Source organism: Blastomonas sp. (genome assembly GCF_030373265.1).
GTDB lineage: Bacteria > Pseudomonadota > Alphaproteobacteria > Sphingomonadales > Sphingomonadaceae > Blastomonas.
Genome location: NZ_JAUCZC010000005.1, coordinates 20,186 through 43,566, shown reverse-complemented (window position 1 = coordinate 43,566; position 23,381 = coordinate 20,186). Strand labels below are relative to the sequence as shown.

Genomic DNA, 23,381 nt, shown 5'->3' with positions numbered 1-23,381 from the left:
GTTGCACGGTCAATCTATGAAAAACATTTTATTCCCGCTAGGTTGGTCGCTTGTTCCAAAATTCACCGGGAAAGGATGCGTTCGCATGATTCGCGATTCGCTTAAGGCTGCGCAGGTTGCGGCAATGAAGGGGGGCGACAGGCCCCGCACCGCGGCGGTCCGCCTGATCCTCGCCAAGATCAAGGACCGCGATATCGAGCTGCGCACCTCGTCAGCGACGATCGATGACGATGCGATGGTCACCGAAGTGCTGCAGAAGATGATCAAGCAGCGCCGCGAGTCGATCGGAATGTACGAGCAAGGCGGCCGCGCCGAACTCGCCGCACAGGAGGCTTCCGAAGTCGCGATCATCGAGGAATTCCTCCCCGCGCAGCTCGATGAGGCGGCAGCCAAGGCCGCCATCGCTGCGGTGGTCGCCGAGACCGGCGCCTCCAGCCTCAAGGACATGGGCAAGGTCATGGCCGAGGTCAAAGCCCGCCACGCCTCCGAGATCGACATGAGCAAGGCCAGCGGCTGGGTGAAGGAAGCCTTGGCAGGCTAATCGGAAGCCCATGACCCTCACCCCGCAATGGCTGGACGAATTGCGCTCGCGCATCACGCTGTCGAGCGTGATCGGGCGGCATGTGAAGGTCCAGCGTGCGGGGCGCGAGTTCAAGGCGTGTTGCCCGTTCCACAACGAGAAGACCCCCAGCTTCACGATCAACGACGACAAGGGCTTCTATCACTGCTTCGGTTGCGGGGCGCATGGCGATGCGATCCGGTTCATGACCGATCATCAGGGTCTGGGGTTCATGGATGCGGTCAAGGAGCTCGCCTCCGAAGCCGGGATGACCGTGCCCGCGCCCGATCCGCGCGCGGCGCGTCAGGCGGAGGCGCGCGCCTCGCTGCACGATGTCTGCCAGGCGGCGCAGGACTGGTTCGTCGCGCAACTGCACAGTGCATCAGGCGAGCAGGCGCGCGCCTATCTCAAGGCGCGCGGGCTGACGGCGGAGACGGTGCAACGCTTTGGCATCGGCTTTGCGCCCGACAGCCGCACCGGGATCAAGTCCGCGCTCGCCTCGATCGACGAGGACCTGCTGATCGAGGCGGGGCTGCTGATCAAGGTCGACGACAAGCCCGCCTATGACCGCTTCCGCGGGCGAGTGATGATCCCGATCCGCGACCCGCGCGGTCGGGTGATCGCATTCGGCGGCCGCATCCTCGGCGCCGGCGAGCCCAAATACTTGAACTCGCCCGACACGCCGCTGTTCGACAAGGGCCGCACGCTCTACAACCTGCATATCGCCGCGCCCGCATCGCGCCAGACCGGGCGCGTGGTGGTGGTCGAAGGCTATATGGACGTGATTGCGCTGGCGCAGGCGGGCTTCGGCGAATGCGTCGCGCCTTTGGGCACCGCGCTCACCGAGCACCAGATCGAACGGCTGTGGAAGATGGTCGACAGGCCATTGCTGTGCTTCGATGGCGACAGTGCCGGCCAGAAGGCAGCGATGCGCGCCGCGTCGCGCGCGCTGCCGCTGCTCAAGCCAGGGCTGTCGCTGGGTTTCGTCTCGCTGCCTGCGGGCCAGGACCCCGACGATCTGGTGCGCGCATCGGGGCCAGCGGCGTTCACCGCGTGCATCGATCGCGCCGCCGGGCTGCTTGACCATCTGTGGACGCACGAGCTGGCCGCAGCCCCGCTCCAAAGCCCCGAGGCGCGCGCGGGCTTCAAGGCCAGGCTCAACGCGCATGCCGATACGATTGCCGATGGCGATATCAAGGCGCTGTATCGCCGCGAGATCGGCCAGCGCTTTTCGGACATGTTCTTCGGTGCGCGTCCGCAATCGACGCCCTCCCCCGCCTTCAGGCCGGGGCAAAAGGGTCAGAAAGGCTGGCAGCGGCGCGACGAGCCTGTGCCGCCGAGCGCGGAGCTGCGCGAGTTCAGCCGCCAGCCGATGAGCGACCTTATCCTGCGCGGCGTGCTCCACGGTTTGCTGTGTCGCCCGGCGCTGATGATCCATCATTCCGAAGCCCTGAGCGAGTTCGTGGCGCTGGCAGACGGTTGGGCCGATCTGCTCGGAACCATGCTCGACGCGGCCCATGCGCATTCGGTTCAGCCGATGGACGCGGCGGAAACTCTTGATACGGGTCGGCTTATGACCATATTGCACAGCAAGGGCATGGCAGACACGATCGACCGGCTGAAATCGGGTGGCAAGCCGCCATTTTCGTTCTGTACCCCGGTGCAGCCGACAACGGACGAAACGCACGAGATTCGCATTGCTGGCGATTTTGCCGAGGCAATCGAGGTGATGACCACCAGGCCCCGACTGGTGGCGGCCCTGAGCGAGGTAACCCGGCGGTTTGAAACCGATCTGGCAGAAAATGATTCGGGTGATGGATTGTTTTTGGAGCAACAACAGCTAAGGGCAAGAAAGCAGCAGTTTGACCAGCGCCTGATAGAATTGACGGAGCGAAGTGCATAACCGGCGATACCGTCGCCAGCACTTCGGAAGATGCAGGGCCGCTTGAGCTTGGACGCAAAACATTTGTATCGGCCAATCGCGGCCTGATATGACGCAAAATTCTCTCCGCAGCCCCCACGCAGGCGGCGGCGACACAGGTGACAGGAATTACGGAATTGGCAAGCAAGGCACCGAAAGACAGCAAGGCCGACACCACGGATGCACCGCTGATCGATCTGAACGAAGCCTCGGTCAAGAAGCTGCTCTCGCGCGCCAAGAAGCGCGGCTATATTACCTATGACGAGCTGAACGAGGCGCTGCCGCAGGACCAGATGTCCTCCGAGCAGATCGAAGACGTGATGTCCGCGATCTCGGAGATGGGCGTCAACATCGTCGAGAACGACGAGGAAGCCGGCGAGGAACAGCCCGCCGCCGACGAAGACACCCCCGACGACGGTTCGGAACAGCTCAACATCTCTCCTGAAAAGAAGAAGGAGACGATGGACCGCACCGATGACCCGGTGCGGATGTATCTGCGCGAAATGGGCGCGGTGGAGCTGCTCAGCCGCGAGGGCGAAATCGCCATCGCCAAGCGCATCGAGGCCGGCCGCGACACGATGATCCTGGGGTTGTGCGAAAGCCCGATCACCTTCCACGCGATCATCGAATGGTCGACCGCGCTCAACGACGGCGAAATGCAGCTGCGCGAGATCCTCGATCTCGACGCGATGCTATCCAAGGAGCCCGCGCCCGAAAGCCTGTCCGAGGACGGCGAGGATGATGGCGAGATCAGCGAGAAGACCGCAGGCCCCAGCTTCAAGGAAGAGGAGGAAGTCGAGGAGGTCGCCGAGACCAACGACGACGAGGACGATCTGACCGAGCGCCGCACGCGCCGCCCGGACGACGACGAGGAGGAGGACAACACCCTCAGCCTCGCGCAGATGGAAGCGCAGTTGAAGCCTGCCGCGCTCGAGAAATTCGCGTTGATCACCTCGCTGTTCCGCAAGTTTGAGAAGATCCAGCGCGATCGGCTCAATGCGCTCAGCATCGGCGATGATTTCGCCCCCGCCAAGGAAAAGAGCTATCACAAGCTGCGCGAAGAGCTGACCGCCGAAGTCGAATCGGTCCAGTTCCACGCCAACAAGATCGAATATCTGGTCGATCAGCTCTATGCCTTCAACCGCCGCCTGACCGCTTTGGGCGGGCAGATGCTGCGCCTGGCCGAGCGTCACAAGGTGCCGCGCAAGGACTTCCTCGACCGCTATGTCGGCCACGAGATGGACGAAGCGTGGCTCGAAACCATGGCGGGCATCGACAAGAAATGGGCTGCGTTCGTCAGCAACGAAGCGGGCGCGGTCGATCGCATTCGTGCGGAGATCAGCGACATCGCCGCTGCGACGGGCATGAGCCTCAACGAGTTCCGCCGCATCGTCAACATGGTGCAGAAGGGCGAGCGCGAGGCGCGCATCGCCAAGAAGGAAATGGTCGAGGCCAACCTGCGCCTCGTCATCTCGATCGCCAAGAAATACACCAACCGCGGGCTGCAGTTCCTCGACCTCATCCAGGAAGGCAATATCGGCCTGATGAAGGCGGTGGACAAGTTCGAGTATCGCCGCGGCTACAAGTTCTCGACCTACGCAACCTGGTGGATCCGTCAGGCGATCACCCGTTCGATTGCCGATCAGGCGCGCACCATCCGTATCCCGGTGCACATGATCGAGACGATCAACAAGCTGGTGCGCACCAGCCGCCAGTTCCTGCACGAACAGGGCCGCGAACCGACCCCCGAAGAAATGGCCGAGCGTCTGTCGATGCCGCTCGAAAAGGTCCGCAAGGTGATGAAGATCGCCAAGGAGCCGATCAGCCTCGAAACGCCGATCGGCGACGAGGAAGACAGCCACCTGGGCGATTTCATCGAGGACAAGAATGCGATCATCCCGGTCGATGCCGCGATCCAGGCGAACCTCAAGGAAACTGTCACGCGGGTTCTTGCAAGCCTGACGCCGCGCGAAGAACGCGTGCTGCGCATGCGCTTCGGCATCGGTATGAACACCGATCATACGCTCGAGGAAGTCGGCCAGCAGTTCTCGGTGACCCGCGAACGTATCCGTCAGATCGAGGCCAAGGCGCTGCGCAAGCTGAAGCACCCGTCACGGTCGCGCAAGATGCGGTCGTTCCTGGATCAGTGAGGGTGTCGGCCGCCGTTATCGGGTGAACGGCCACACCATCTGCCGGGCATAGCCTTCGGGCACCTCGAGCCCTTCGATGCCATAGCCGCTTGGCCAGCGGTCCTCGGGCATATGCTCGGTGCCGAACCAGCGGTCGATCATCGGCAGGTGCACCGCGAAATTGCGGTCACGTGCTTCGGGCTCGATCGCGTGGTGCCAGTGATGGAAGCGGGGCATCGCGATCCAGCGTTCGAGCCACACCTTACGCGGCGCAAAGTTGGCGTGGATGAAGACCGCGTGGACTGACACGAAAGCCAGATAGGCGTAGACCGCAACCTGGTCGAACCCCAGCATCACGATCGGCAGCAGCACCAGGCCGCGCGTCACCACGACATCGACCAGATGCAGCCGCGATCCGGCAATCCAGTCCATCTGCGTCACCGAATGGTGGACGCGGTGGAAGCGCCATAGCAAAGGCACGGCGTGGAAGGCGCGGTGGACAGCGTATTGCGCAAGATCGGCGACCAGCACGATCGCGAGGAACTGCACCGCCAGCGGCAGCATCTGGATACCCGCCTGCACCGGCGCAATGGCCAGCGCCTGGCCGAGCTGGGTCGCGGGGATCAGCACCAGCAGCGACATCAGTTGCACCAGCGCATGGCTCATGAAGAAATAGCTGGTATCGGTCAGCCAGCCGCGCCGGAATGGCCCCTGCTCGCGCCGCAGCGCAAACGCCCGCTCCAGCGGCACGAACAGCGCCGCGGTGGTCAGCGTTCCCAGCACGAACCAGTCGAGTCCGACATAGACCGCACTGGCCGGCGCCTGAGGGATCGCCACCCCGCCCGCGCCCAGCGCCAACGCAATGGCCGCCATCGCCAGCCCGGCCAGCCCCAGCGCCTTGCGGCGCCGCAACAGCATCGACAGCGCGGCCAGCACCAGCGTGCAGAGAATAGCAATATCGATCGCACTGCGCACCAACGGCAGCGGATACCGTCCGCGCAACTCCGGCAATGTCAGCCACTGTGGAAAATGCAGACACAACACCGCAACGACGCTCAGCAAACCCAGCACGATGCCCAGCACACCGCTCACCCACCCGCTACCGAAACGGCGCGGCGCCTGGTCTGCAAAGATGCGGGTCAGCCATTGCTCTGCGGTCATGGAGGCGAGAATGACGGCGATTAACAAAAATATGGTTGATTGGGCGCGACAGCTGCTTTTTGCATATGCTGCCTGTCGAGCAGCAGGCTGCAATCAAGCCACGCGGGCGTGCGGTTCGCCATCGCGCTGGCCCGGGAACTCTTCTTCCTCGCCTGCTGCCATCAGCCAGGCTTCTGCTTCGTCGCGGCTGGTAAAAAACCGCGCGTCACGGCTAACGGTGGCGCGCTGCAGTTGCGTGCGGGCCAGCGACAGTGCGACGACGAAGGCGAGCTTGCGCGATCGATGGCGCGGGTCGGCCAGCACGCCGCCGAATGCCTTGACGATGTCCTGCTGCTGGATTTTCATGTCGCGCACATCGACCAGCGTGACATGCTGGTTGGGGCCGCTGGTCAGCTGGGCATGCGCGGCATTGCGCGCCGCGACGTATCGCTCGACATCCGCTGGCTCGAAGAACCCGGCAAGATAATGCCGAACGATATTGCGTATCGGATCGACTTCGATTGTGTAGACCGCATCCATTGCGCTGGCATAGCGCAGACGGGTAAAAATTGCGTAAGCGCGCTCAATACAGAAGCAATTCCCGCACCTTATCCCACGACGCCTCATCCGGCCGTGTCAGCGCATCGAGATCATCCGGCGCCGTGCCTGCATCATCGACCCATTCGCGCAAGGCAGGGCCGCCGTTGATCACGTCGATGGCGAGCTTGCCAAGTTCATACTCGTACGGGAAATCGCGCCACAACGGGTAATCCGGGTAGAGGCTGCGGATCGCCTTGAACGCGAGCGCCTGGACGCGCCAGGGGCGGAAGGCGGCGTGGTCGTAGAACGGCCCTTCTGCATGGATATGGACGCCATGGCACAGCTTGCCGACATGCTTGTGGAAGGTCGGCTCGAACCAGATCTCGCGCAAGGCGCATCCGGTGAGCCAGTGCGGCGCGATTGCGTGCATCTTTGCGATCACGGCACGCGCGTCGATATCAGGCGCGCCGAAGATTTCGAGCGGGCGGGTGGTTCCCCTGCCCTCGCTCAATGTCGTGCCCTCGAGCATAACCGTGCCCGCATAGGCGCGCGCCATGTTTACGTTGGGCGCGTTGGGGCTGGGGTTGATCCAGATGCGGCTCTCGGGCCAGCCGTGGCCGGGTGCGGCATCGGGCTGCCAGCCGGTCATCTCGATCACGCGGTAATCGACGTCGAGCCCGTAATGCTGGATGAACCAGTGGCCCATCTCACCCAATGTCAGCCCGTGGCGCATCGGCATCGGACCTGCCCCCACGAAGCTTTCCCAGCCCTCGCGCAATGTCAGCCCCTCGACCGGGCGTCCGGCGGGGTTGGGCCGGTCGAGCACCCACACCGATTTGCCCTCCTTCGCCGCGGCCTCGAGCATGTACAGCAAGGTCGTGACGAAGGTGTAGATGCGGCAGCCGAGGTCCTGCAGGTCGATCAGCACCACGTCGAAGGTGTCCATCATCTGCCCCGTCGGGCGGCGGACCTCGCCGTAGAGGCTGAACACCGGGATGCCGTGCACCGGATCGGTGAAGTCGGGGCTTTCGACCATATTGTCCTGCTTGTCGCCGCGAAGCCCATGCTGCGGGCCGAAGGCGGCGGTCAGGCGGATGTCGTCGAGCGCCGGCAAGGCATCGAGCGAGTGCGTCAGATTGGCGGTCACCGATGCAGGGTGCGCAACCAGAGCGACGCGCTTGCCGTGCAAGGGCTTGCGCAGATCAGGCTCTGCCAGAAGACGATCGATACCGAAGAGCATATGGGAACTCGCGCTGCGAAAAGGGTGCGGGTTCTTTACCCCAGCCGCGCGGCAAAACAATCCGCGTGGTGAAAATTGGGCTTGCCGGGGGGATGGGCTAGCGACCAGTAGGATTTGGAACCGTCGCGTGCCTCGATCACCGCGGTAACCGCGAGCCGCCACGGCGCGGGACCGATCAGGTCGGAAAGCCCGGTCAGGTCGAGCGTCGCGTGCCAACGGTTGGACGCGGTGTGCGCGATCTGCGGAGGGGTAGCTAGGTTCAGGTCGCGCATACCCGAGCGGTAGTCATCGAACGCATAGGCCGCCCAGGCGCCCGAAGGCGAGAGGTTCACCTCGGCATAGGCGCTGCCGGTGGCGGACCCGATGAACGCCTCGAAGCAGGTGTTTTGCCATAGGCCGTCGGTGCGGCCCGATGCAGGCGCGGGCCAGAGAATTGTGTGGTGGGGATCGGAGACGCGGAACTCCAGCGCCAGCGCCTCGGCATCGAGCGTCCATCCGACGGCGACCTCGACGATGGCGGGCAACGGGCAGTCGGGATGGGAGACAAGGATGTGCGATTTCATGGCCGCAACTTCGCGGACAAGCGCCGGATATTCAAGCACCTTCCCCGTCATTCCCGCGAACGCGGGAATCCCGCTCCGGCTCGACCCGCGCGCAGAAGCGGCCCCCCCCGCCTGCGCGGGGGTGACGGGTGAGTTACGCTCGGGTGACGATGACAGGACCGGTTTGCGGATCGACGGCACCTCTGTTAAACTGACGCAAACGTAAAGTACGTGCGCCCCAAGGGCCCGCAGGAGATGGATGCCCATGGCTCTCGTCAAAGCCGCCAACCCTTCGCAGATATTAGGTCGCGATGCGTTTCGGGAGTTGACCGCGGTGTCGCGCTGGAAGGGGCTGGCGCTGGTCGCGCATGGCTGGGCGGTGATCGTCGCACTCGCCTGGGGCGCGGCGTATCTGGGCACCTGGTGGGCGTGGATCATCGCGATTCTGCTGATCGGCGGGCGGCAGCTTGGGCTTGCCATCCTGATGCACGAGGCGGCGCATGGCCTGATGCACCCCGACCGGCGGATCAACAACTGGGTCGGCCAATGGATCACGGGGGTGCCGATGGGCACCGACATGCACGCCTATCGCACCTATCACCTGACGCACCACCGCTACACCCAGCAGGCCGAAGACCCCGATCTGTCGCTGTCGGCCCCCTTCCCCACCACCCGCGCGAGCATGCTGCGCAAGGTCTTTCGCGACCTGACCGGCCAGACGTTTTTCAAGCAGCGCAGCGCGCAGGTAAAGATGGCATTGAAGGGTTTCGGCCCCGGCGCGAAGGAGCAGAACCTGTTCGTGGGCAAGGTCATGCTGCGGTTCTTCGCCGCGCAAGCCGTGCTGCTGGCGCTGTCATTCGCGACCGGGCTGGGCGCACTGCCCTATCTGGTCTGGCTGATCGCGCTGGCGACAACGTTCCAGCTCTACCTGCGCATCCGCAACATCGCCGAACATGCCTGCACCGCGACCGGCAGCGAGGACCCGTTCACGCATGCGCGCACGACGTATGCGAACGTCTTGGAGCGTGCCACGGTAGCGCCCTACTGGGTGAACTTCCACAGCGAGCACCATCTGTTCATGGGGGTGCCGTGCTACAACCTGCCGCGCGCGCACCGGATGCTGGTCGAGGGCGGGCATGCTGATCGCATGACGATCTCGCGCGGTTACGCGGATGTCATGCGGCAGGTGATCATCCCATCACCCGCCGCACAAACGCAATGATCAGACGGTTTCAGACTTCGCACTGGCAGCTTCGTTGACCGCCATCGCAATCGCCGCGCTGAATGCGGGCAGATCGTCGGGATTGCGGCTGGTGATCAGATTGCCGTCGACCGCCACCTCCTGATCGACGACGTTGGCACCGGCGTTCTTGAGATCGGTGCGGATCGAGGTGTAGCAGGTCATCGTCTTGTCCTTGGCAAGCCCTGCCTCGATCAGCAGCCACGGTGCATGGCAGACCGCGGCGATCGGCTTGCCGGCTGCGGCGAAGTCCTTGATCAACGCCATCGCGGTTTCGTCGGCGCGCAGCAGATCGGGGTTGATCTGGCCGCCGGGAAGCACCAGCGCGTCGTAGTCCGCAGCCTTGGCACCATCAAGCGGCGCATCGACCGAGACGCTGTCGCCCCAGTCATCGCCCTGCCAGCCGCGAATTTCGCCGCTTTCGGGCGAGACGACGTGGACGGTGGCGCCGGCATCGCGCAGCGTATCGCGCGGCTTAATCAGTTCGGACTGCTCGAAACCATTGGTGGCCAAGATGCAGATTTTGCGACCGGTAAGATTGGGAAGCGACATAGGGGTTCTCCGTGATGGGGGTATGCAACCCCTACGGATCGACGCGGCAGCGCGTTCCCTCAGCCGGGTCGCCGGTCGCGCGCTAAAGCCATTTCGCCCGTTTGAAGCGGACATAAAGCGTCAGGCAGATCAGCGCCATCACGCCGACGATAGCGAAATAGCCATAGCGCCAGCGCAGTTCGGGCATCACGTCGAAGTTCATGCCATAGATCCCTGCAATCGCGGTCGGCACAGCAAGGATCGCCGCCCAGGCTGCGAGCTGGCGGGTGATCGCGCCCTGGCGCTGCTGCTCGAGCAGCCCGCTGGTCTCGATCACCGATGTCAGCGTGTCGCGCAGCCCCGCGACGCGGTAATCTGCACGGCGGACATGATCGTGCAGATCGCGGAAATAGGGCACCATATCGGCGTCGATCTGCGGGAGGCTGAGGTTCATGCAGCGCGCGGCGACATCCTGCATCGGCCCGAGCACGCGCTGCAGCCGGAACAGATCGCGGCGCAGCGAAAACAAGCCTGCGGTCTGTTCGCGATCGAGAAACGCATCGAACGCATTATCCTCCATCGCCAGCACCCGGTCCTCGAGCACGTCGATGACATCGAGATAGTTGTCGACGATGAAATCGAGGATGGCGTGGAGCACAAAGTCCGCGCCGTGCGCCAGCATCCACGGCGTCGCCTCGAGCTGGGTGCGCACCGGGCTGTGATCGCGCATCGACCCGTGGCGCACGGTGACGATGAAATTGCGCCCCATGAACACCGCGGTGTTGCCATAGGTGATGTGCGTCTTGCTGCCATCGGTCGCGGTCAGGTGCACCGTCCGCGCCACGGTGAACAGATGCTCGCCGAACGCTTCGATCTTGGGCAGATGGCGTTGGTCGAGCGCATCCTCCACCGCCAGCGGGTGCAGCCCGAGTTGTTCCTCGATCGGCGCCAGCTCGTCCTCGCTGGGCTCGTGCAGCCCGATCCACAGCAACTCGTTGTCGCCGGGAACCGGCAGCGGCTGGGTTATGTCGACATCGGCAACCTTCTGCCCCTCGCGGTACAGCCTGGCCGCGATGACGGTCATGCCAGCGCTTGCGCGATCAGCTTGCGGGTGTTGGCAACGCCGTACAACGCGATGAAGCTGCCCATCCGCGGTCCCTGTTCGGAGCCGAGCAACGTCTCGTACAAAGCCTTGAACCAGTCACGCAGATTGCCAAAGCCATAAGCCTCGTCCTTGCCGATCGCGTAGACGATGTTCTGGATATCCTCGGCGGTGGCGTCCTCAGGCAGCGCGGCGAGTTCGGCGTCGAGCGTCTTGAGCGCATCGACCTCGGTTCCGGCGGGCGCGCGGCGCTTGAGCGTCGGCGCGATGAAATCGCGGCCATAGTTGACCGCATTGGCGATCAGCCCGTCGAGCTCGGGATGCGTCTCAGGCGAGACCCCCGGCGCGTACTTCTGGACAAAGCCCCAGACCAGATCCTTGTCGTCCATCCCCGGCAGGCTGACGACGTTGAGCAGCAGCCCGAAGCTCACCGGCAGTCCGCCCTCGGCAACCTCGCCGCCATGGATATGGTGGACAGGATTGCCTAGGCGCTTGTCGGCGTCCTGGGTGTGCCAGGTGTCGCGGAACTGGAAGTATTCATCCACCGCGCGCGGCACGACCGAGAGCGACAGCTGCTTGGCGGCCTTGGGATCGCGGTAGATATAGAACGCCAGGCTGTTCTCGCTACCATAGCGCAGCCACTCGTCGATCGAGAGGCCGTTGCCCTTGGACTTGGAGATCTTCTCGCCCTTCTCGTCGAGATACATCTCGTAGATCATACCCTCGGGCTTCTGCCCGCCGAGCACGCGCGCGATCTTGCCCGATTGCACGCCGCTGTCGGTCAGGTCCTTGCCGTACATCTCGTAGTCGACGCCCAAAGCGACCCAGCGCATCGCCCAGTCGACCTTCCACTGCAGCTTGGCAGCCCCGCCCAGGATCGATTGCTCGATGGTCTCCCCGTCGTCGACGAAGCGCACGATTCCCGCTTCGGCATCGACCACCTCGACCGGGACCTGCAGCACCACGCCCGACTTGGCGCTGATCGGCATCACCGGCGAATAGGTCGCGGCGCGCTCGGCGCGCAGCGTCGGCAGCATGATGTCGAGGATCGCCTGATAGTTGCGCAGCACCCCGCGCAAGGCTTCATCGAAATGGCCGCCCTGGTAACGCTCAGTCGACGAGACGAACTCGTATTCGAAACCGAACTGGTCCAGAAACGCGCGCAGCATCGCGTTGTTGTGGTGCGCGAAGCTTTCGAACTTGCCGAACGGATCGGGGATCTGGGTCAGCGGCTTGCCGAGATGCTCGCGCAGCATCTCCGGGTTGGGCACGTTGTCGGGCACCTTGCGCAGGCCGTCCATGTCGTCGCTGAACGCCACCAGCCGGGTCGGCGCGCCACCGGTCAGCGTCTCGTAGGCGCGGCGGACGAGCGTGGTGCGGAACACCTCCTGGAAGGTGCCGATATGCGGCAGGCCGGAAGGACCATAGCCGGTTTCGAACAGCACCGGGCCTTGCGCTTCGGGCTTGCCGTCGCGATAGCGCTTGACCAGCTTGCGCGCTTCCTCGAATGGCCATGCCTTGGACCGCAGTGCTGCCTCGCGATACGCGCTCACGTGTGTTTCCTTTTCGTTCCAATGCCGCCATAAGGGCGTGTGATGTCCGCTTCCCTAAACTTTCCCGCCCTGCATGCAAGCCATAGCGCGATCTGGTTCGCGCATCCCGGCCAACCCGCGACGCGCATCTCCAAGGGCGAGGCGATCGGCCGCGCGGCGGAAACCCCGCTGATCATGCTCAACGCGCCCTTGGTGGCGCAGCGGCTGGGCTATCCCGAGCTCTCCGGGCTGGACCTGCTCGAGCTGTTCGCGTTCGTCCACCCGGCGCAGTTCATGGTGCCGACTCCGATGGGGCTGGCGCGGGCGCTCAAGCTGCCTCTTCCAGCGCTCTCCCCGGTCCCCCGCGAAGGCGGGGGCCCATCTCCCGAGCTCTCGGGATTGCTGGGGGGTGGCGATGCAGAGCCTGCAAACGCCAACGTCTTCGGCCAAAGTGCGGACCGCTCCATCGTCAACCCTTTGGAGATGGGCCCCCGCCTTCGCGGGGGACCGGAAGATGGTGCAGGCGACATCTCGATCCCCGACTCCGCTATCCCCGCCCTGCTCCACGCCGCCACCCAAACCCTGTTCGCCACGCTCGAGGACCCCGCCTGGCCGCAGCGCGAAGGCGCGTGGTCTTCGCTGCAGGCTCTGGCGAAATTGCGCTGGCCTTGGGCCGGTGCTGCCTCCAGGCACATCAAACAACCCGAAAAGGCCGAACGCTGGCTGTTCAGCCGTCTGCCCGAATGGGAGGAGCAGCCGCCGCGGCCGCAGCCTCGACAGGTGACGCTGAGCGAGGATGCGGTCGAGGCGCAGCTTGAAACGCTCACCGGCACCGGTGCCGAGCGCCGCGAGGGCCAGCGCCAGTTCGCGCGCACCGCGACGCACATCTTCGCGCCGCGCGAGCGCAAGTCCGAGCCGCACATGCTGCTCGCCGAGGCCGGCACCGGAATCGGCAAGACCCTGGGCTATCTGGCGCCTGCCTCGCTCTGGTCGCAGGCGACCGGCGGCACGGTGTGGATATCGACCTACACCAAGGCGCTGCAACGCCAGCTGTCGCGCGAAACTGAGCGGATCTATGGTAACGAGGCCGCATTCCGCAAAAGCGTTGTCATCCGCAAGGGCCGCGAAAACTATCTGTGCCTGCTCAACCTGGAGGACGCGCTGCAGGGCGGCTTCCAGGGCCGTGCGGCGGTGCTCGCGCAATTGGTGGCACGCTGGGCCGCGTATAGCCGCGATGGCGACATGATCGGCGGCGATCTTCCCGGCTGGCTGATCACCTTGTTCCGGCGCGCAGGCGTTACTGCGCTGACCGACCGGCGCGGCGAGTGCGTCTATGCCGGCTGCCCGCACTACCGCAAATGCTTCATCGAGCACGCCACAAGGTCGAGCCAGCACGCCGACCTCGTTATCGCCAACCACGCGCTGGTGATGGTCAACGCGGCGCGCGCGCGGGAGCAACAGGGCCGCCCCACGCGCATCATCTTCGACGAAGGCCATCACCTCCACGATGCCGCCGACTCGATGTTCGCGGTTGCGCTGACCGGCCAGGAAACCGTCGAAATGCGGCGCTGGGTGATGGGCCCCGAAGGCAAGTCGCGCGGGCGCAGGCGCGGGCTTGCCGCACGCCTGTCCGATGTCGCCTCATACGACGAGCTTGGCGGGCGTGCGATCGAGGCGGCACGGATCGCGGCCGAAGCCCTGCCCGGCGAAGGCTGGCTGGCGCGCATCCGCGAGGGCGCGGCCTCGGGTGAGATCGAGCAACTGCTCGCCGCGATCCGCGGCACGGTCTATGCGCGCGATGAAAGCGGCGGCGAGGACGCGGGCTATGGGCTCGAAACAGAACTCGCCGAGCTCGACGGGCCGCTGGTGGCCGCCGCGCTCGATGCCGCGCGCGCGATCGATGCGCTGCACAACCCTTTGGTAGCACTTGGGCGGCGCCTCGAGGCACTGATCGAGGACGGCCCCGACTGGCTCGACGGCCCGGCGCGCGCGCGGATCGAGGGCGCACTGGCTTCGCTCGGCTGGCGGATCGATCTGCTAGCCGCCTGGGCGTCGCTGCTCGGGCGGATCGGCGGGCCTGCCGATCCCGATTTCGTCGACTGGCTCGCGCTCGACCGGTTCGAGGGCCGCGAATACGACATGGGGCTGCACCGGCGCTGGCTCGACCCCGGCAAGCCGCTCGCCGAGGCGGTGATCAAGCCCTCGCACGGGGTGCTGGTGACCTCGGCAACGCTCAAGGCCGGCGAGGACTGGGGTCCTGCGCTCACCCGCTCGGGCGCGGTGCATCTGGAAAAGCCTCCGCAAATGTTCGCCGCGCGCAGCCCGTTCGATTACGCCAATCAGGCCCAAGTGCTGATCGTCACCGATGTGAAGCGCGGCGATATGGCCGGGCTTGCGGGCGCGTATGGGCGGCTGATCGAGGCCGCGGGTGGGGGCGCTCTGGGGCTGTTCACCGCGATCCGCCGGCTGCGCAGCGTCCATGGACGGATCGCCGACCGGCTCGCGCAATCGGGGCTGCCGCTGTACGCGCAGCATGTCGATCCGATGGAAACCGGCACCCTCGTCGATATCTTCCGCGACGATCCGCGCGCCTCGTTGCTCGGCACCGACAGTCTGCGCGATGGCGTCGATGTGCCGGGCCATTCGCTGCGGCTGGTGATCATGGAGGGGGTGCCCTGGCCCAAGCCGAACATCCTTCACCGTGCACGAAAAGCCGCCGGTGGTGGTACCCAGTATGACGACATGATCATCCGCGCCCGCCTCGCCCAAGCCTTCGGTCGGCTGATCCGCCGTGCCGACGACCGCGGGCGGTTCGTGATGCTGTCATCGGCCTTCCCTTCGCGGCTGCTCAGCGCCTTTCCTGCGGGCACGCCCGTGCGCAGGTGCACCCTTTCCGAAGCTTTACAAGCGGTGCAATCTGGCGTTTCTGCGCAATCGGTGCCGGGCGCGCGAATCGATCCCGTGACGGGGTCCGGGAGAGAGACGCGATGAAGAAGCTGACCTTGCTGCGGCATGCCAAATCGGACTGGCTCGACCGGTCGCTGCGCGATTTCGATCGGCCGTTGAACGCGCGCGGGCTGCGCGGTGCCAAGGCCATGGGGCTTTATGCCGCCGAAAAGGGCATGGCATTCGACGCCGTCGTCGCTTCGCCGGCCGTGCGCGTGACCGAAACCATCGACCATTTTGAAACCGCATTCGGTCAGACGCTCAATCCCGATTGGGACCGGCGCATCTATCTCGCCTCGTCGGTCACGCTGATCGACGTGCTGCGCGGCGTGCCCGATACCGCCGACCATGTGCTGATGGTCGGCCACAATCCGGGGCTGGAGGATCTGGTGTTCGATCTGGTCGCCGATGACGGGTCGAGCCCGCTGCGCGACGTGGTCGAGGAGAAGTTCCCGACCGCCGCACTTGCGGTGATGGAAATTGCGATCGATCGCTGGTCCGATCTCGACAACCGCTCGGCCAAGCTCGTCGAAGTCACCCGCCCGCGCGATCTCGATCCCGAGCTCGGCCCGCAGGACGACGATTAAGCGACATAGTATGACGGCCGAGACGATCCTGCGACGGGCGACGTCCGACGACGCGCCCAAGCTCGCACTGCTCGGCGCGGCCACCTTCCTCACCGCGTTTGCCTCCGACCATCCCGGCCAGGCGCTGGTCGACCATTGCGCGCATGAACACGGCGTGCAGCGCTATGCCGACTGGCTGGGCAAACCCGATTACGCTTTCTGGCTGATCGAGACCCAGCTCGGCGCGCCGCTCGGATATGCGATGCTGTGCCCGCCCGAGATCGACATTCCCCCCGATGCGGGCGCGCTCGAGCTCAAGCGCATCTATACTCTATCGGGCTGGCAGGGCGCTGGCCTGGGCCGCAGGCTGGTCGAGGCGGTGGTCGAAGAGGCGTGCGTGCGCGGTGCGCCATCGCTGTATCTGTGCGTCTACACCAACAACGTGGCGGCACAGCGTTTCTATGCGCGTTTCGGTTTCCAAAAGGTCGGGCAGCAGCAGTTCATGACCGGCGATGTTCCGTTCACCGACTGGATCCTGCGCAAATCGCTGGATTGAGCGCTCGCGTCAGGCGGCTGCCAACGCCGCAGCGAGGCGGTCGCGAATGGCGCGAAGCGCGGTAACATCCACCGGTGCCCCGTTCGCCTCCACGGGCGGTTCAGACACGCGAGGCGCCTGGTCCGGAGCCTGCTGGCCCAGATACTGCCGTGCCCCGCGCACGGTAAAGCCTTCTTGGTTGAGCAAGTGGTCGATCCGCCGCAGCATCGCGACGTCCTGGGCACGGTAATAGCGGCGCCCGCCAGCTCGCTTGAGCGGCTTGAGAGTGTCGAACTGGGCTTCCCAATATCGTAGGATGTGGGGCTTCACGCCCAGCTCGGCCGAAACCTCGCCAATGGTACGCATCGCGCCGTCGGCCTTGCCCGCGGGAATATCGTCGGCAGGATCAGCCATAGACCACGTCCGAAGCACGAGGCTGGGAGAGATCGGGACCGGCAGCGCAATCAGTCACCCGCCATGATCCTTTCCTTCATGATCTGGCTGGCACGGAAAGTGAGGACGCGGCGCGGGGTAATGGGCACTTCGACCCCGGTCTTGGGATTGCGCCCGACCCGTTCGCCCTTGTCGCGCAGAAGAAAGGTCCCGAACCCGGAAATCTTGACGTTCTCGCCGCGCTCGAGGGCATCGGTCATATGATCGAGCACGGACTCGACCATTTGCGCGGCATCCGCGCGCGAAAGACCGATCTGATGATTGATCGTGTCCGCCAGATCAGCGCGTGTCAAAGTTCCAACCGATCGCATCCCGCCTTCTCCTCACCCGCTCAATCGGTCGAAGATAACGTATGTAAGCGTTCAAGGCAAATCGGCTCGTCCTTAAAACGGTGTAAATTGAGGCTTTTGCCCCAATAAATGACGCGACGTTAATATCGGACGACCGCAGCGCCCCAGGTGAGGCCACCACCCATCGCTTCCAGCACCAAAAGGTCACCGCGCTTGATCCGTCCATCACGCACCGCCGTGTCGAGCGCCAATGGCACCGAGGCCGCTGACGTGTTGGCATGCTGATCGACGGTCACCACCACCTTTGCGGGCGGGAGGCCCAACTTGCGCGCGGTTGCATCAAGAATACGGGCGTTGGCCTGATGGGGTACGACCCAGTCGATATCCGCGCTGGTCAGGCCAAGCGGCACCATCACCTGCTCCATCACCTCGGCGAGATTGACCACCGCGTGCCGGAACACCTCGCGCCCGCGCATCCGCACCTTGCCCACCGTCCCGGTGGTCGAAGGTCCACCATCGACGTAAAGCAGATCATGATGGCGGCCATCGGAATGCAGTTGCGTCGCGAGAATGCCGCGCGGCGCGGCGTCGCCCGCAGCTTCGGTTTCCAGGCCCAGCACAACCGCGCCTGCACCGTCGCCAAACAGCACGCAGGTTCCGCGGTCTTCCCAATCGAGAATGCGGCTGAAGGTTTCCGCGCCGATCACCAGCGCGCGGCGCGCCATGCCGGTGCGCAGCATGCTGTCGGCCACGCTGAGCGCGTACAGAAAGCCCGAGCAGACCGCCGCGACATCGAACGCGATCCCACCCGTCATGCCGAGCGCCGCCTGCACCTTGGTAGCGGTGGCGGGAAAGGTATGGTCGGGGGTCGCGGTGGCCAGCACGATCAGGTCGACATCCGTGCCCTGAAGGCCTGCGGCCTCGAGCGCGGCGCGCGCCGCACCGATCGCCAGCGTCGAGGTCGTCTCGTCGGGTCCGGCCAGATAGCGGAACTTGATGCCGGTGCGTTCGGTGATCCAGCCATCGCTGGTGTCCACCGTTTCGGCCAGCTCGGCGTTGGAGACCCGCCGGGCAGGCAGTGCCGATCCGGTACCCAGGATGACACTGCGCGTCACCGGCATCTGATTGGTCATTTCGGTGATTCGCCCGATCCGTTGGTGCTGGCGCCGTTGCTGGCGATTGCGCTCGTGTCGAAATCCTTGAGGACATCGCCAATGCGCTGGGTAATATTGTCTTCCACCAGCCGCGCGGCCACTTCCACCGCGTTGGCGACGCCCTTGATGCTCGCCGAACCGTGGCTTTTGACCACGACGCCATTGAGGCCGAGGAAAACGGCGCCATTGTGGTTGTTGGGGTCGAGATGGTGCCGCAGCAGGTCGGTCGCCGGGCGCGAGATCAGGAACCCGATCTTCGAGCGCAGCGAGGACTGGAAGCTGCGCTTGAGCAGGTCGGTGACGAAACGCGCGGTGCCTTCAAGCGACTTGAGCGCGATGTTGCCCGAGAAGCCGTCGGTCACGACGACATCGACATCTCCACGCGACAATTTGTCCGCTTCGGTGAAGCCCTGAAAATCCATCGGAAGGTGCTTGGCCGCGCGTAGCGCAGCGGCGGCATCGCGCAGCGAATCGGTGCCCTTGGAATCCTCGGTACCGATATTGAGCAATCGGGTGCGGGGTTTGTCGAAGCCGAAGATGATCTGCGAATAGACCGCGCCCATCACCGCGAACTGCACCAGATTGCGCGCGTCGCACTCGGTGTTGGCGCCCAGATCGAGCATCACCAGATCGGTATCTTCAAGCGTCGGCAAAAGCGCAGCGAGCGCAGGCCGGTCAATCCCGGGCATGGTCCGCAGCGCCAGCTTGGCCATCGCCATCAACGCGCCGGTGTTGCCCGCGCTGACCGCAGCGCCGACATCACCCGATTTGACCGCCTGAATGGCAAGCCCCATCGACGAGTTTTTGGACTTGCGCAACGCCTGGGCAAGCTTGTCCTCGCCACGAACGACTTCGTCGGTGTGCAGGATTTCGGACGCAGCGCGCAAGTTGGGGTGGTTGTCCAGCCCCGCCTTGATCTGCTTTTCGTCCCCGACCAGCAAGAAGGTGAAGCGCTCATGCCGGTGGCGCGCCTCTGCGGCACCCCCCAGCATCACGCGCACGCCCTCGTCACCGCCCATCGCATCAATCGCGATCCGCGGCTTCATTGGCACCGGATAATCCCCCTGAAAAAGTGCAAAGGTCGTCTGATCTGGATCAGGCGACTGCAAGCACCTCGCGGCCGTTGTAATGGCCACATGCGACGCACACGTGGTGCGGGCGCTTCAGTTCACCACAGTTCGAGCATTCGCTGAACGCATCGACGGTCAGCGAATCGTGGCTGCGACGCATGCCGCGCTTGGAGGGTGAGGTTTTTCTTTTAGGAACAGCCATGGCAGGATCTGCTTACCTTAATTGCTTGTCTATCAATGCGATATTGCCGTGTTTTCCGTAGCGGACGCGCCAAGCGCAACCCGCCGGTGGAGCAACAAAGCCCATTCGCGTGCGAAGGCGGGGCTATAGCGAAAATCTCGTGCGTTGCAAGCATTGTCACGCTAGGCCCGCCGCAGAAATTGCCGCGCTTTCCATGCGGCGAAACCTTAGGGGAAACTTGCATGAGCCTGCCGCTGACACTGACCATGGCCGCTGCCGCCGGATTGATCAACATCTGGCTTGCGATCCGCATCGGCCAGGTGCGCACCAGCCAGAAGGTTAGCGTGGGCGATGGCGGCAACGAATTCGTCATTCGCCGCATGCGCGCGCAGGCCAATTTCGTCGAGTTCACCCCCTTCGTGCTGATCCTGATCGCAGGCCTCGAAGCCTCGGGCTATGCCGCGACGTGGATGTGGATCGTCGGCGTGGTCTATATGATCGGGCGGCTGGCGCATGGCCTGGGCATGGATGGCGGTGCATTCAAGCTGGGCCGCATGATCGGCACGCTGACGACATTGCTGACGCTGCTCGGCCTGTCGGGCTATGCGGTGTATGTGGCGAGCGTGCTGCCAGTGGCTTGAGGCCACTCACTCTCCCCTACCGCTTGCGGGAGGGGTGGCCGAAGGCCGGGGTGGGCCTGCAACATCGCGAATTTCAGGCCCACCCCGGCCCGGCAAGCCGGGCCTGCCCCTCCCGCAAGCGGGAGTGGAGAGAGTTAAGCCAGCACGTGGTCCGCAACGAACCCATTCCGCTGGCGTTCAAACCCGAAATTGCTCGTCGGACCATGGCCAGGAACGAACACGGTTTCGTTGCCCAGTGGCCAGAGCTTCTGGGTGATCGAATCAATCAGATCCTGATGGTTGCCGCGCGGAAAGTCGGTGCGGCCGATCGATCCCTGGAAGATCACGTCGCCGACGATTGCCAACTTCGACGGCGCATGGTGGAAGACGATGTGCCCCGGCGTGTGGCCCGGGCAATGGATCACATCGAGCACCAGATTGCCGACGGTGACGGTGTCGCCGTCCACGAGCCAGCGATCTGGCTCGAACACCGCGCCAGCAATCCCGTAATTGCGGCCATCATCATCGAGCCGCGATATCCAGAACCGGTCCTCCTCGTGCGGGCCTTCGATCTTGAGGCCCAGTTCCTTGGCCAGCGTGCCGGTCTCACCGCAATGGTCGATATGGCCATGCGTCACGAGCAGCTTTTCCAGCGTCACCCCGGCCTGCGCCACTGCCGCCTTGAGCTTGGGCAAATCGCCGCCCGGATCGATCAGCGCACCCTTCATCGTCTCGGTGCACCACATCAAAGTGCAGTTCTGCTGCAACGGCGTCACCGGAATGATCGCGGCGCGAAGGGGCGGCTGGGCGGGGCTGGTAGGGGGATTGGCCATGCCCGGTATGTGGCAAGGATGGAGGGCGGGTGCAAGGCATTGCCTGCCGCGCGTGGCCGATCGAGTGTCTCAAAACTCCCTGATCAGCCGGGCCGCGGCTTCGGGCCGAGCAACGTCGAAGCGCGCCTTGTGCACACCGAGTCCAAACTGCAGGTTGGTATGCTGCCCGAGCTTCTGGTGCCATTGCGGCGTTACCCTAAGCGATCGCCTGCCGCCGCTGCGCACGTTGACTTCCAGCCCTGCGACCGAACGTTCGTCGACATCATAGAAGGTTGAATGGTTGATCAGCAAAGCGTCCTTGTCGCTTGTAAATCCCGGACTGATCTCGCCGACACCGACCATCGCCAGCGCACTCCATCTGGAATTGAACCGCTGTCCAATCATGTAGAGGAAGGTATTGAACACGCGCTTTTCGTGACGGTCATAGACGCCGAGATACTGCCAGCCATGGATTGCCCTGCCATTGTCCAGCGTTCCGAAGGTGCCCTGCAGGCCCAGCTTGAACTCCGCAAGGTTGCCGTTTTCAAACGGCAGCTCGACCTCGATCGCATGGCCCTTTGCGAAGGCATATTCGACTTCCGGGGCCCATTCGACGACATGAGGTTCCCCCGACAATGGGGCCAGAGCCAGCACATTGGCTTCCAACTCGCCCCTATCGGCTCCGAGCGGCCGGATCATATCGAACACCATCGGCTCCGGTATAACAGGAGCCGATGTGCTGGATGCCAGCGCCGGGGCGCTTGGCAGGAAAAGGCACGGGCACAGGAACAGGCAGGCAATGATTGATCTGATCATGGGCAAAGGGCTCTATCGAGTTAGCGTGTCAGCCCCCCAGACGCCGACAGCTAGCCAGCCACGATGACAGAACTGTGACATTCCCGCGTTTCACACCCGCCGCCCGGCCCAGATTACCCTGCCCACGATCACAACGCTCTCCGGCGCGACATCGGGATAGCTGGGGTACAGCGCATTGTCCGAGGTCACCGACAGCCTCCCGTCGGGCCGAAACGCCAGCCGCTTGACGATCAGCGCGTCGTCCATGCGCAGCACGTGGATGCCGTCCCGGCGGCGGGCGGGGCCATCGGAGGGCATCGCGACGAGGATGTCGTCGCCGTCGCTGAGCGTCGGCGCCATCGAATCGCCTTCGACCTGGATCATCGTCACCGCGTCCGACCCCGCACCCAGCCTGCGCAGCCACGCCTCGTCGAACGCGATCTCGGCGAGCGGGGCTTCGCTGTCGGGCAAGGCCCCTGCCCCAGCCGATGCGCCCACCGCCAGCCGCGGGATCAGCCGCATCCGCGACGGCAGACCGCGCGCGCTCGATGGTCGTTGTGGGAACTGACGCTGCGGCCCGCTGCGGCGAGGCGGCAGCGGCGCCGTGTCAAAGGGGGCGCCCAGTTGCTGCTCCGACACGCCGAAGAACTGCGCCAGCAGCCGCCGGTCGCGCTCGTCAAGCCTTTTGGGGCTGCCCCTGCGGAGGAACTGCTGCACGTAAGCCGGGTTCTTGCCGAGCAGTTGCGAGACGCCGGCAAAGCTCAGCCCGCGCGCCGCGATCAGCGCCTCCAGCATCCGGCGAACGTCGTCTGTCTCCATAATGGATATATAGCACAGGCAATTTCCGCTTCAAGGATATTTCCTACACCATGCGAATCGCATATAGGAATAATCCTACCGCAATTGGACCCCGCCCCCGCAGGCCGGAAGGAGAATGCAAAATGCCGCTGCTGCGCCTCATCGAGATCTTCCTGCGCGAAACCGGAATGGCGCGCACCCGCTTCGGTCGCTTGTCGGCAGGAGACCCCCGGCTGGTCGACGACCTGCGCAACGGTCGCGAACCGCGCGAAGCACTGCGGCAACGCGTGGAACATTTCATGAACATCTATCGTCAGGAGCAGGCATGATCCAGCAGAAAATCCGCCACGACCCCGCCACCGCGCTGATCCGCGCCGTGCTGTCGCTGGCGAAAGGCGATGCCGCGCTCGAGGAGCATCGCGGGACAAGCTGGGCGAGCGCGACGTTCACCGAAATGCGCCACGTCATGCGGCTGCGGTTCGAGGGCGAACAGGCCGTGACCACCGCGCGGTGGCTGGCCAATATCCTGCCCGAGCACGAATTTGCGATATCCGCGCATCTTGTCGCCGACATCGCGGTCGCCGAAACCCACCGCCGCTGCGAAGGCACGCCTGCGATGACGCTGATCATCGAGGCGCTGACGGTTGAGGCGGACTAAGCCGCCCTGCTCGTCTTTATCGACCCA

General features: G+C 64.5%; 25 protein-coding genes. 10 read left to right on the top strand and 15 right to left on the bottom strand.

The window, feature by feature from the left end; all coding sequences use genetic code 11:
- Positions 1-85 precede the first annotated feature (85 nt).
- The 3 genes from QUV11_RS04425 to rpoD all read left to right on the top strand — a co-directional run bounded on the left by QUV11_RS04425 (position 86) and on the right by rpoD (position 4,630).
- A complete protein-coding gene (locus QUV11_RS04425; RefSeq protein ID WP_300880753.1) occupies positions 86-541 on the top strand; it encodes a GatB/YqeY domain-containing protein in 456 nt (151 codons plus the stop codon).
- A 10-nt stretch (positions 542-551) separates the two neighbouring features.
- Positions 552-2,462, top strand: coding sequence for a DNA primase (gene dnaG, locus QUV11_RS04420; RefSeq protein WP_300880752.1), 1,911 nt, complete (start codon positions 552-554; stop codon positions 2,460-2,462).
- A gap of 155 nt (positions 2,463-2,617) precedes the next feature.
- Positions 2,618-4,630 (top strand): RNA polymerase sigma factor RpoD, encoded by a 2,013-nt coding sequence (gene rpoD, locus QUV11_RS04415; protein ID WP_300880751.1) that lies wholly within the window; start codon positions 2,618-2,620, stop codon positions 4,628-4,630.
- A 15-nt stretch (positions 4,631-4,645) separates the two neighbouring features.
- Here the strand turns inward: rpoD and QUV11_RS04410 are convergent, their stop codons facing one another.
- From QUV11_RS04410 to QUV11_RS04395, 4 genes are all read right to left on the bottom strand, one after another.
- Positions 4,646-5,770, bottom strand: a complete 1,125-nt coding sequence (locus QUV11_RS04410; protein WP_300880750.1) for a sterol desaturase family protein — start codon at positions 5,768-5,770, stop codon at positions 4,646-4,648.
- 93 nt (positions 5,771-5,863) lie between these two features.
- A complete protein-coding gene (locus QUV11_RS04405; protein ID WP_300880749.1) occupies positions 5,864-6,289 on the bottom strand; it encodes a hypothetical protein in 426 nt (141 codons plus the stop codon).
- Positions 6,290-6,332: 43 nt separating this feature from the next.
- A complete protein-coding gene (locus tag QUV11_RS04400) occupies positions 6,333-7,529 on the bottom strand; it encodes a DUF1343 domain-containing protein (protein WP_300880748.1) in 1,197 nt (398 codons plus the stop codon).
- 35 nt (positions 7,530-7,564) lie between these two features.
- Positions 7,565-8,092, bottom strand: coding sequence for a DOMON-like domain-containing protein (locus QUV11_RS04395; RefSeq protein WP_300880747.1), 528 nt, complete (start codon positions 8,090-8,092; stop codon positions 7,565-7,567).
- Between the two features lie 244 nt (positions 8,093-8,336).
- On the opposite strand from QUV11_RS04395, the gene QUV11_RS04390 reads away from it, so the two are divergent.
- Positions 8,337-9,293: a fatty acid desaturase family protein gene (locus QUV11_RS04390; RefSeq protein ID WP_300880746.1), complete on the top strand. Its 957-nt coding sequence runs from the start codon at positions 8,337-8,339 to the stop codon at positions 9,291-9,293.
- On the opposite strand, the gene QUV11_RS04385 is transcribed toward QUV11_RS04390, so the two are convergent.
- From QUV11_RS04385 to QUV11_RS04375, 3 genes are all read right to left on the bottom strand, one after another.
- Positions 9,294-9,863, bottom strand: coding sequence for a type 1 glutamine amidotransferase domain-containing protein (locus tag QUV11_RS04385; RefSeq protein WP_300880745.1), 570 nt, complete (start codon positions 9,861-9,863; stop codon positions 9,294-9,296).
- A gap of 82 nt (positions 9,864-9,945) precedes the next feature.
- Entirely contained in the window at positions 9,946-10,926 is a 981-nt protein-coding gene (locus QUV11_RS04380) for a magnesium and cobalt transport protein CorA (RefSeq protein WP_300880744.1), read from the bottom strand.
- On the bottom strand, positions 10,923-12,497 hold the full coding sequence (locus QUV11_RS04375; protein ID WP_300880743.1) for a lysine--tRNA ligase: 1,575 nt from the start codon (positions 12,495-12,497) through the stop codon (positions 10,923-10,925). Before QUV11_RS04375 ends, QUV11_RS04380 begins: the two co-directional genes overlap by 4 nt.
- A 42-nt stretch (positions 12,498-12,539) precedes the next feature.
- Here QUV11_RS04375 and QUV11_RS04370 point away from each other — a divergent pair, with 42 nt between their 5' ends.
- From QUV11_RS04370 to QUV11_RS04360, 3 genes are read left to right on the top strand one after another with little or no spacing between them, the layout of a single operon-like run.
- A complete protein-coding gene (locus QUV11_RS04370) occupies positions 12,540-15,467 on the top strand; it encodes an ATP-dependent DNA helicase (RefSeq protein ID WP_300880742.1) in 2,928 nt (975 codons plus the stop codon).
- Positions 15,464-16,009 carry a histidine phosphatase family protein gene (locus QUV11_RS04365; protein WP_300880741.1) on the top strand — a complete coding sequence of 182 codons (546 nt, stop codon included), beginning with the start codon at positions 15,464-15,466 and terminating at the stop codon, positions 16,007-16,009. The genes QUV11_RS04370 and QUV11_RS04365 overlap by 4 nt, the downstream gene beginning before the upstream one ends.
- 10 nt (positions 16,010-16,019) lie before the next feature.
- A complete protein-coding gene (locus tag QUV11_RS04360) occupies positions 16,020-16,544 on the top strand; it encodes a GNAT family N-acetyltransferase (RefSeq protein WP_300880740.1) in 525 nt (174 codons plus the stop codon).
- 9 nt (positions 16,545-16,553) lie between these two features.
- On the opposite strand, the gene QUV11_RS04355 is transcribed toward QUV11_RS04360, so the two are convergent.
- From QUV11_RS04355 to rpmF, 5 genes are all read right to left on the bottom strand, one after another.
- Entirely contained in the window at positions 16,554-16,937 is a 384-nt protein-coding gene (locus QUV11_RS04355; protein WP_300880739.1) for a MerR family transcriptional regulator, read from the bottom strand.
- Between the two features lie 50 nt (positions 16,938-16,987).
- Positions 16,988-17,287 carry an integration host factor subunit alpha gene (locus QUV11_RS04350; RefSeq protein ID WP_300880738.1) on the bottom strand — a complete coding sequence of 100 codons (300 nt, stop codon included), beginning with the start codon at positions 17,285-17,287 and terminating at the stop codon, positions 16,988-16,990.
- Positions 17,288-17,406: 119 nt separating this feature from the next.
- Entirely contained in the window at positions 17,407-18,399 is a 993-nt protein-coding gene (locus QUV11_RS04345; RefSeq protein ID WP_300880737.1) for a beta-ketoacyl-ACP synthase III, read from the bottom strand.
- Positions 18,396-19,466 carry a phosphate acyltransferase PlsX gene (gene plsX / locus QUV11_RS04340; protein ID WP_300880736.1) on the bottom strand — a complete coding sequence of 357 codons (1,071 nt, stop codon included), beginning with the start codon at positions 19,464-19,466 and terminating at the stop codon, positions 18,396-18,398. The genes QUV11_RS04345 and plsX overlap by 4 nt, the downstream gene beginning before the upstream one ends.
- 49 nt (positions 19,467-19,515) lie before the next feature.
- Positions 19,516-19,692 carry a 50S ribosomal protein L32 gene (gene rpmF / locus QUV11_RS04335; protein WP_188513650.1) on the bottom strand — a complete coding sequence of 59 codons (177 nt, stop codon included), beginning with the start codon at positions 19,690-19,692 and terminating at the stop codon, positions 19,516-19,518.
- 221 nt (positions 19,693-19,913) lie between these two features.
- Here rpmF and QUV11_RS04330 point away from each other — a divergent pair, with 221 nt between their 5' ends.
- Positions 19,914-20,312 (top strand): MAPEG family protein, encoded by a 399-nt coding sequence (locus QUV11_RS04330; protein ID WP_289619968.1) that lies wholly within the window; start codon positions 19,914-19,916, stop codon positions 20,310-20,312.
- A gap of 134 nt (positions 20,313-20,446) precedes the next feature.
- Here QUV11_RS04330 and QUV11_RS04325 read toward each other — a convergent pair whose 3' ends face one another.
- The 3 genes from QUV11_RS04325 to QUV11_RS04315 all read right to left on the bottom strand — a co-directional run bounded on the left by QUV11_RS04325 (position 20,447) and on the right by QUV11_RS04315 (position 22,717).
- Positions 20,447-21,124 carry an MBL fold metallo-hydrolase gene (locus QUV11_RS04325; RefSeq protein ID WP_300880735.1) on the bottom strand — a complete coding sequence of 226 codons (678 nt, stop codon included), beginning with the start codon at positions 21,122-21,124 and terminating at the stop codon, positions 20,447-20,449.
- 69 nt (positions 21,125-21,193) lie between these two features.
- Positions 21,194-21,919 carry a hypothetical protein gene (locus QUV11_RS04320; protein ID WP_300880734.1) on the bottom strand — a complete coding sequence of 242 codons (726 nt, stop codon included), beginning with the start codon at positions 21,917-21,919 and terminating at the stop codon, positions 21,194-21,196.
- Positions 21,920-22,009: 90 nt separating this feature from the next.
- The gene (locus QUV11_RS04315) at positions 22,010-22,717 is read right to left on the bottom strand and encodes a S24 family peptidase (RefSeq protein ID WP_300880733.1); all 708 of its coding nucleotides are present in this window, start codon (positions 22,715-22,717) and stop codon (positions 22,010-22,012) included.
- 122 nt (positions 22,718-22,839) lie between these two features.
- Here QUV11_RS04315 and QUV11_RS04310 point away from each other — a divergent pair, with 122 nt between their 5' ends.
- Both QUV11_RS04310 and QUV11_RS04305 read left to right on the top strand, forming a co-directional pair.
- Positions 22,840-23,025, top strand: a complete 186-nt coding sequence (locus QUV11_RS04310; protein WP_300880732.1) for a hypothetical protein — start codon at positions 22,840-22,842, stop codon at positions 23,023-23,025.
- Positions 23,022-23,354, top strand: a complete 333-nt coding sequence (locus QUV11_RS04305; protein ID WP_300880731.1) for a hypothetical protein — start codon at positions 23,022-23,024, stop codon at positions 23,352-23,354. The genes QUV11_RS04310 and QUV11_RS04305 overlap by 4 nt, the downstream gene beginning before the upstream one ends.
- Positions 23,355-23,381: the final 27 nt, after the last annotated feature.

Excerpts from the sequence above, each read along its gene's own strand:
- QUV11_RS04425 (WP_300880753.1), top strand. The coding sequence starts at position 86 with ATGATTCGCGATTCGCTTAAGGCTGCGCAGGTTGCGGCAATGAAGGGG.
- dnaG (WP_300880752.1), top strand. The coding sequence starts at position 552 with ATGACCCTCACCCCGCAATGGCTGGACGAATTGCGCTCGCGCATCACG.
- QUV11_RS04410 (WP_300880750.1), bottom strand. The coding sequence starts at position 5,770 with ATGACCGCAGAGCAATGGCTGACCCGCATCTTTGCAGACCAGGCGCCG.
- QUV11_RS04405 (WP_300880749.1), bottom strand. The coding sequence starts at position 6,289 with ATGGATGCGGTCTACACAATCGAAGTCGATCCGATACGCAATATCGTT.
- QUV11_RS04400 (WP_300880748.1), bottom strand. The coding sequence starts at position 7,529 with ATGCTCTTCGGTATCGATCGTCTTCTGGCAGAGCCTGATCTGCGCAAG.
- QUV11_RS04395 (WP_300880747.1), bottom strand. The coding sequence starts at position 8,092 with ATGAAATCGCACATCCTTGTCTCCCATCCCGACTGCCCGTTGCCCGCC.
- QUV11_RS04390 (WP_300880746.1), top strand. The coding sequence starts at position 8,337 with ATGGCTCTCGTCAAAGCCGCCAACCCTTCGCAGATATTAGGTCGCGAT.
- QUV11_RS04385 (WP_300880745.1), bottom strand. The coding sequence starts at position 9,863 with ATGTCGCTTCCCAATCTTACCGGTCGCAAAATCTGCATCTTGGCCACC.
- QUV11_RS04380 (WP_300880744.1), bottom strand. The coding sequence starts at position 10,926 with ATGACCGTCATCGCGGCCAGGCTGTACCGCGAGGGGCAGAAGGTTGCC.
- QUV11_RS04370 (WP_300880742.1), top strand. The coding sequence starts at position 12,540 with ATGTCCGCTTCCCTAAACTTTCCCGCCCTGCATGCAAGCCATAGCGCG.
- QUV11_RS04365 (WP_300880741.1), top strand. The coding sequence starts at position 15,464 with ATGAAGAAGCTGACCTTGCTGCGGCATGCCAAATCGGACTGGCTCGAC.
- QUV11_RS04360 (WP_300880740.1), top strand. The coding sequence starts at position 16,020 with ATGACGGCCGAGACGATCCTGCGACGGGCGACGTCCGACGACGCGCCC.
- QUV11_RS04355 (WP_300880739.1), bottom strand. The coding sequence starts at position 16,937 with ATGGCTGATCCTGCCGACGATATTCCCGCGGGCAAGGCCGACGGCGCG.
- QUV11_RS04350 (WP_300880738.1), bottom strand. The coding sequence starts at position 17,287 with ATGCGATCGGTTGGAACTTTGACACGCGCTGATCTGGCGGACACGATC.
- QUV11_RS04345 (WP_300880737.1), bottom strand. The coding sequence starts at position 18,399 with ATGACCAATCAGATGCCGGTGACGCGCAGTGTCATCCTGGGTACCGGA.
- plsX (WP_300880736.1), bottom strand. The coding sequence starts at position 19,466 with ATGAAGCCGCGGATCGCGATTGATGCGATGGGCGGTGACGAGGGCGTG.
- rpmF (WP_188513650.1), bottom strand. The coding sequence starts at position 19,692 with ATGGCTGTTCCTAAAAGAAAAACCTCACCCTCCAAGCGCGGCATGCGT.
- QUV11_RS04330 (WP_289619968.1), top strand. The coding sequence starts at position 19,914 with ATGAGCCTGCCGCTGACACTGACCATGGCCGCTGCCGCCGGATTGATC.
- QUV11_RS04325 (WP_300880735.1), bottom strand. The coding sequence starts at position 21,124 with ATGGCCAATCCCCCTACCAGCCCCGCCCAGCCGCCCCTTCGCGCCGCG.
- QUV11_RS04320 (WP_300880734.1), bottom strand. The coding sequence starts at position 21,919 with ATGATCAGATCAATCATTGCCTGCCTGTTCCTGTGCCCGTGCCTTTTC.
- QUV11_RS04315 (WP_300880733.1), bottom strand. The coding sequence starts at position 22,717 with ATGGAGACAGACGACGTTCGCCGGATGCTGGAGGCGCTGATCGCGGCG.
- QUV11_RS04310 (WP_300880732.1), top strand. The coding sequence starts at position 22,840 with ATGCCGCTGCTGCGCCTCATCGAGATCTTCCTGCGCGAAACCGGAATG.
- QUV11_RS04305 (WP_300880731.1), top strand. The coding sequence starts at position 23,022 with ATGATCCAGCAGAAAATCCGCCACGACCCCGCCACCGCGCTGATCCGC.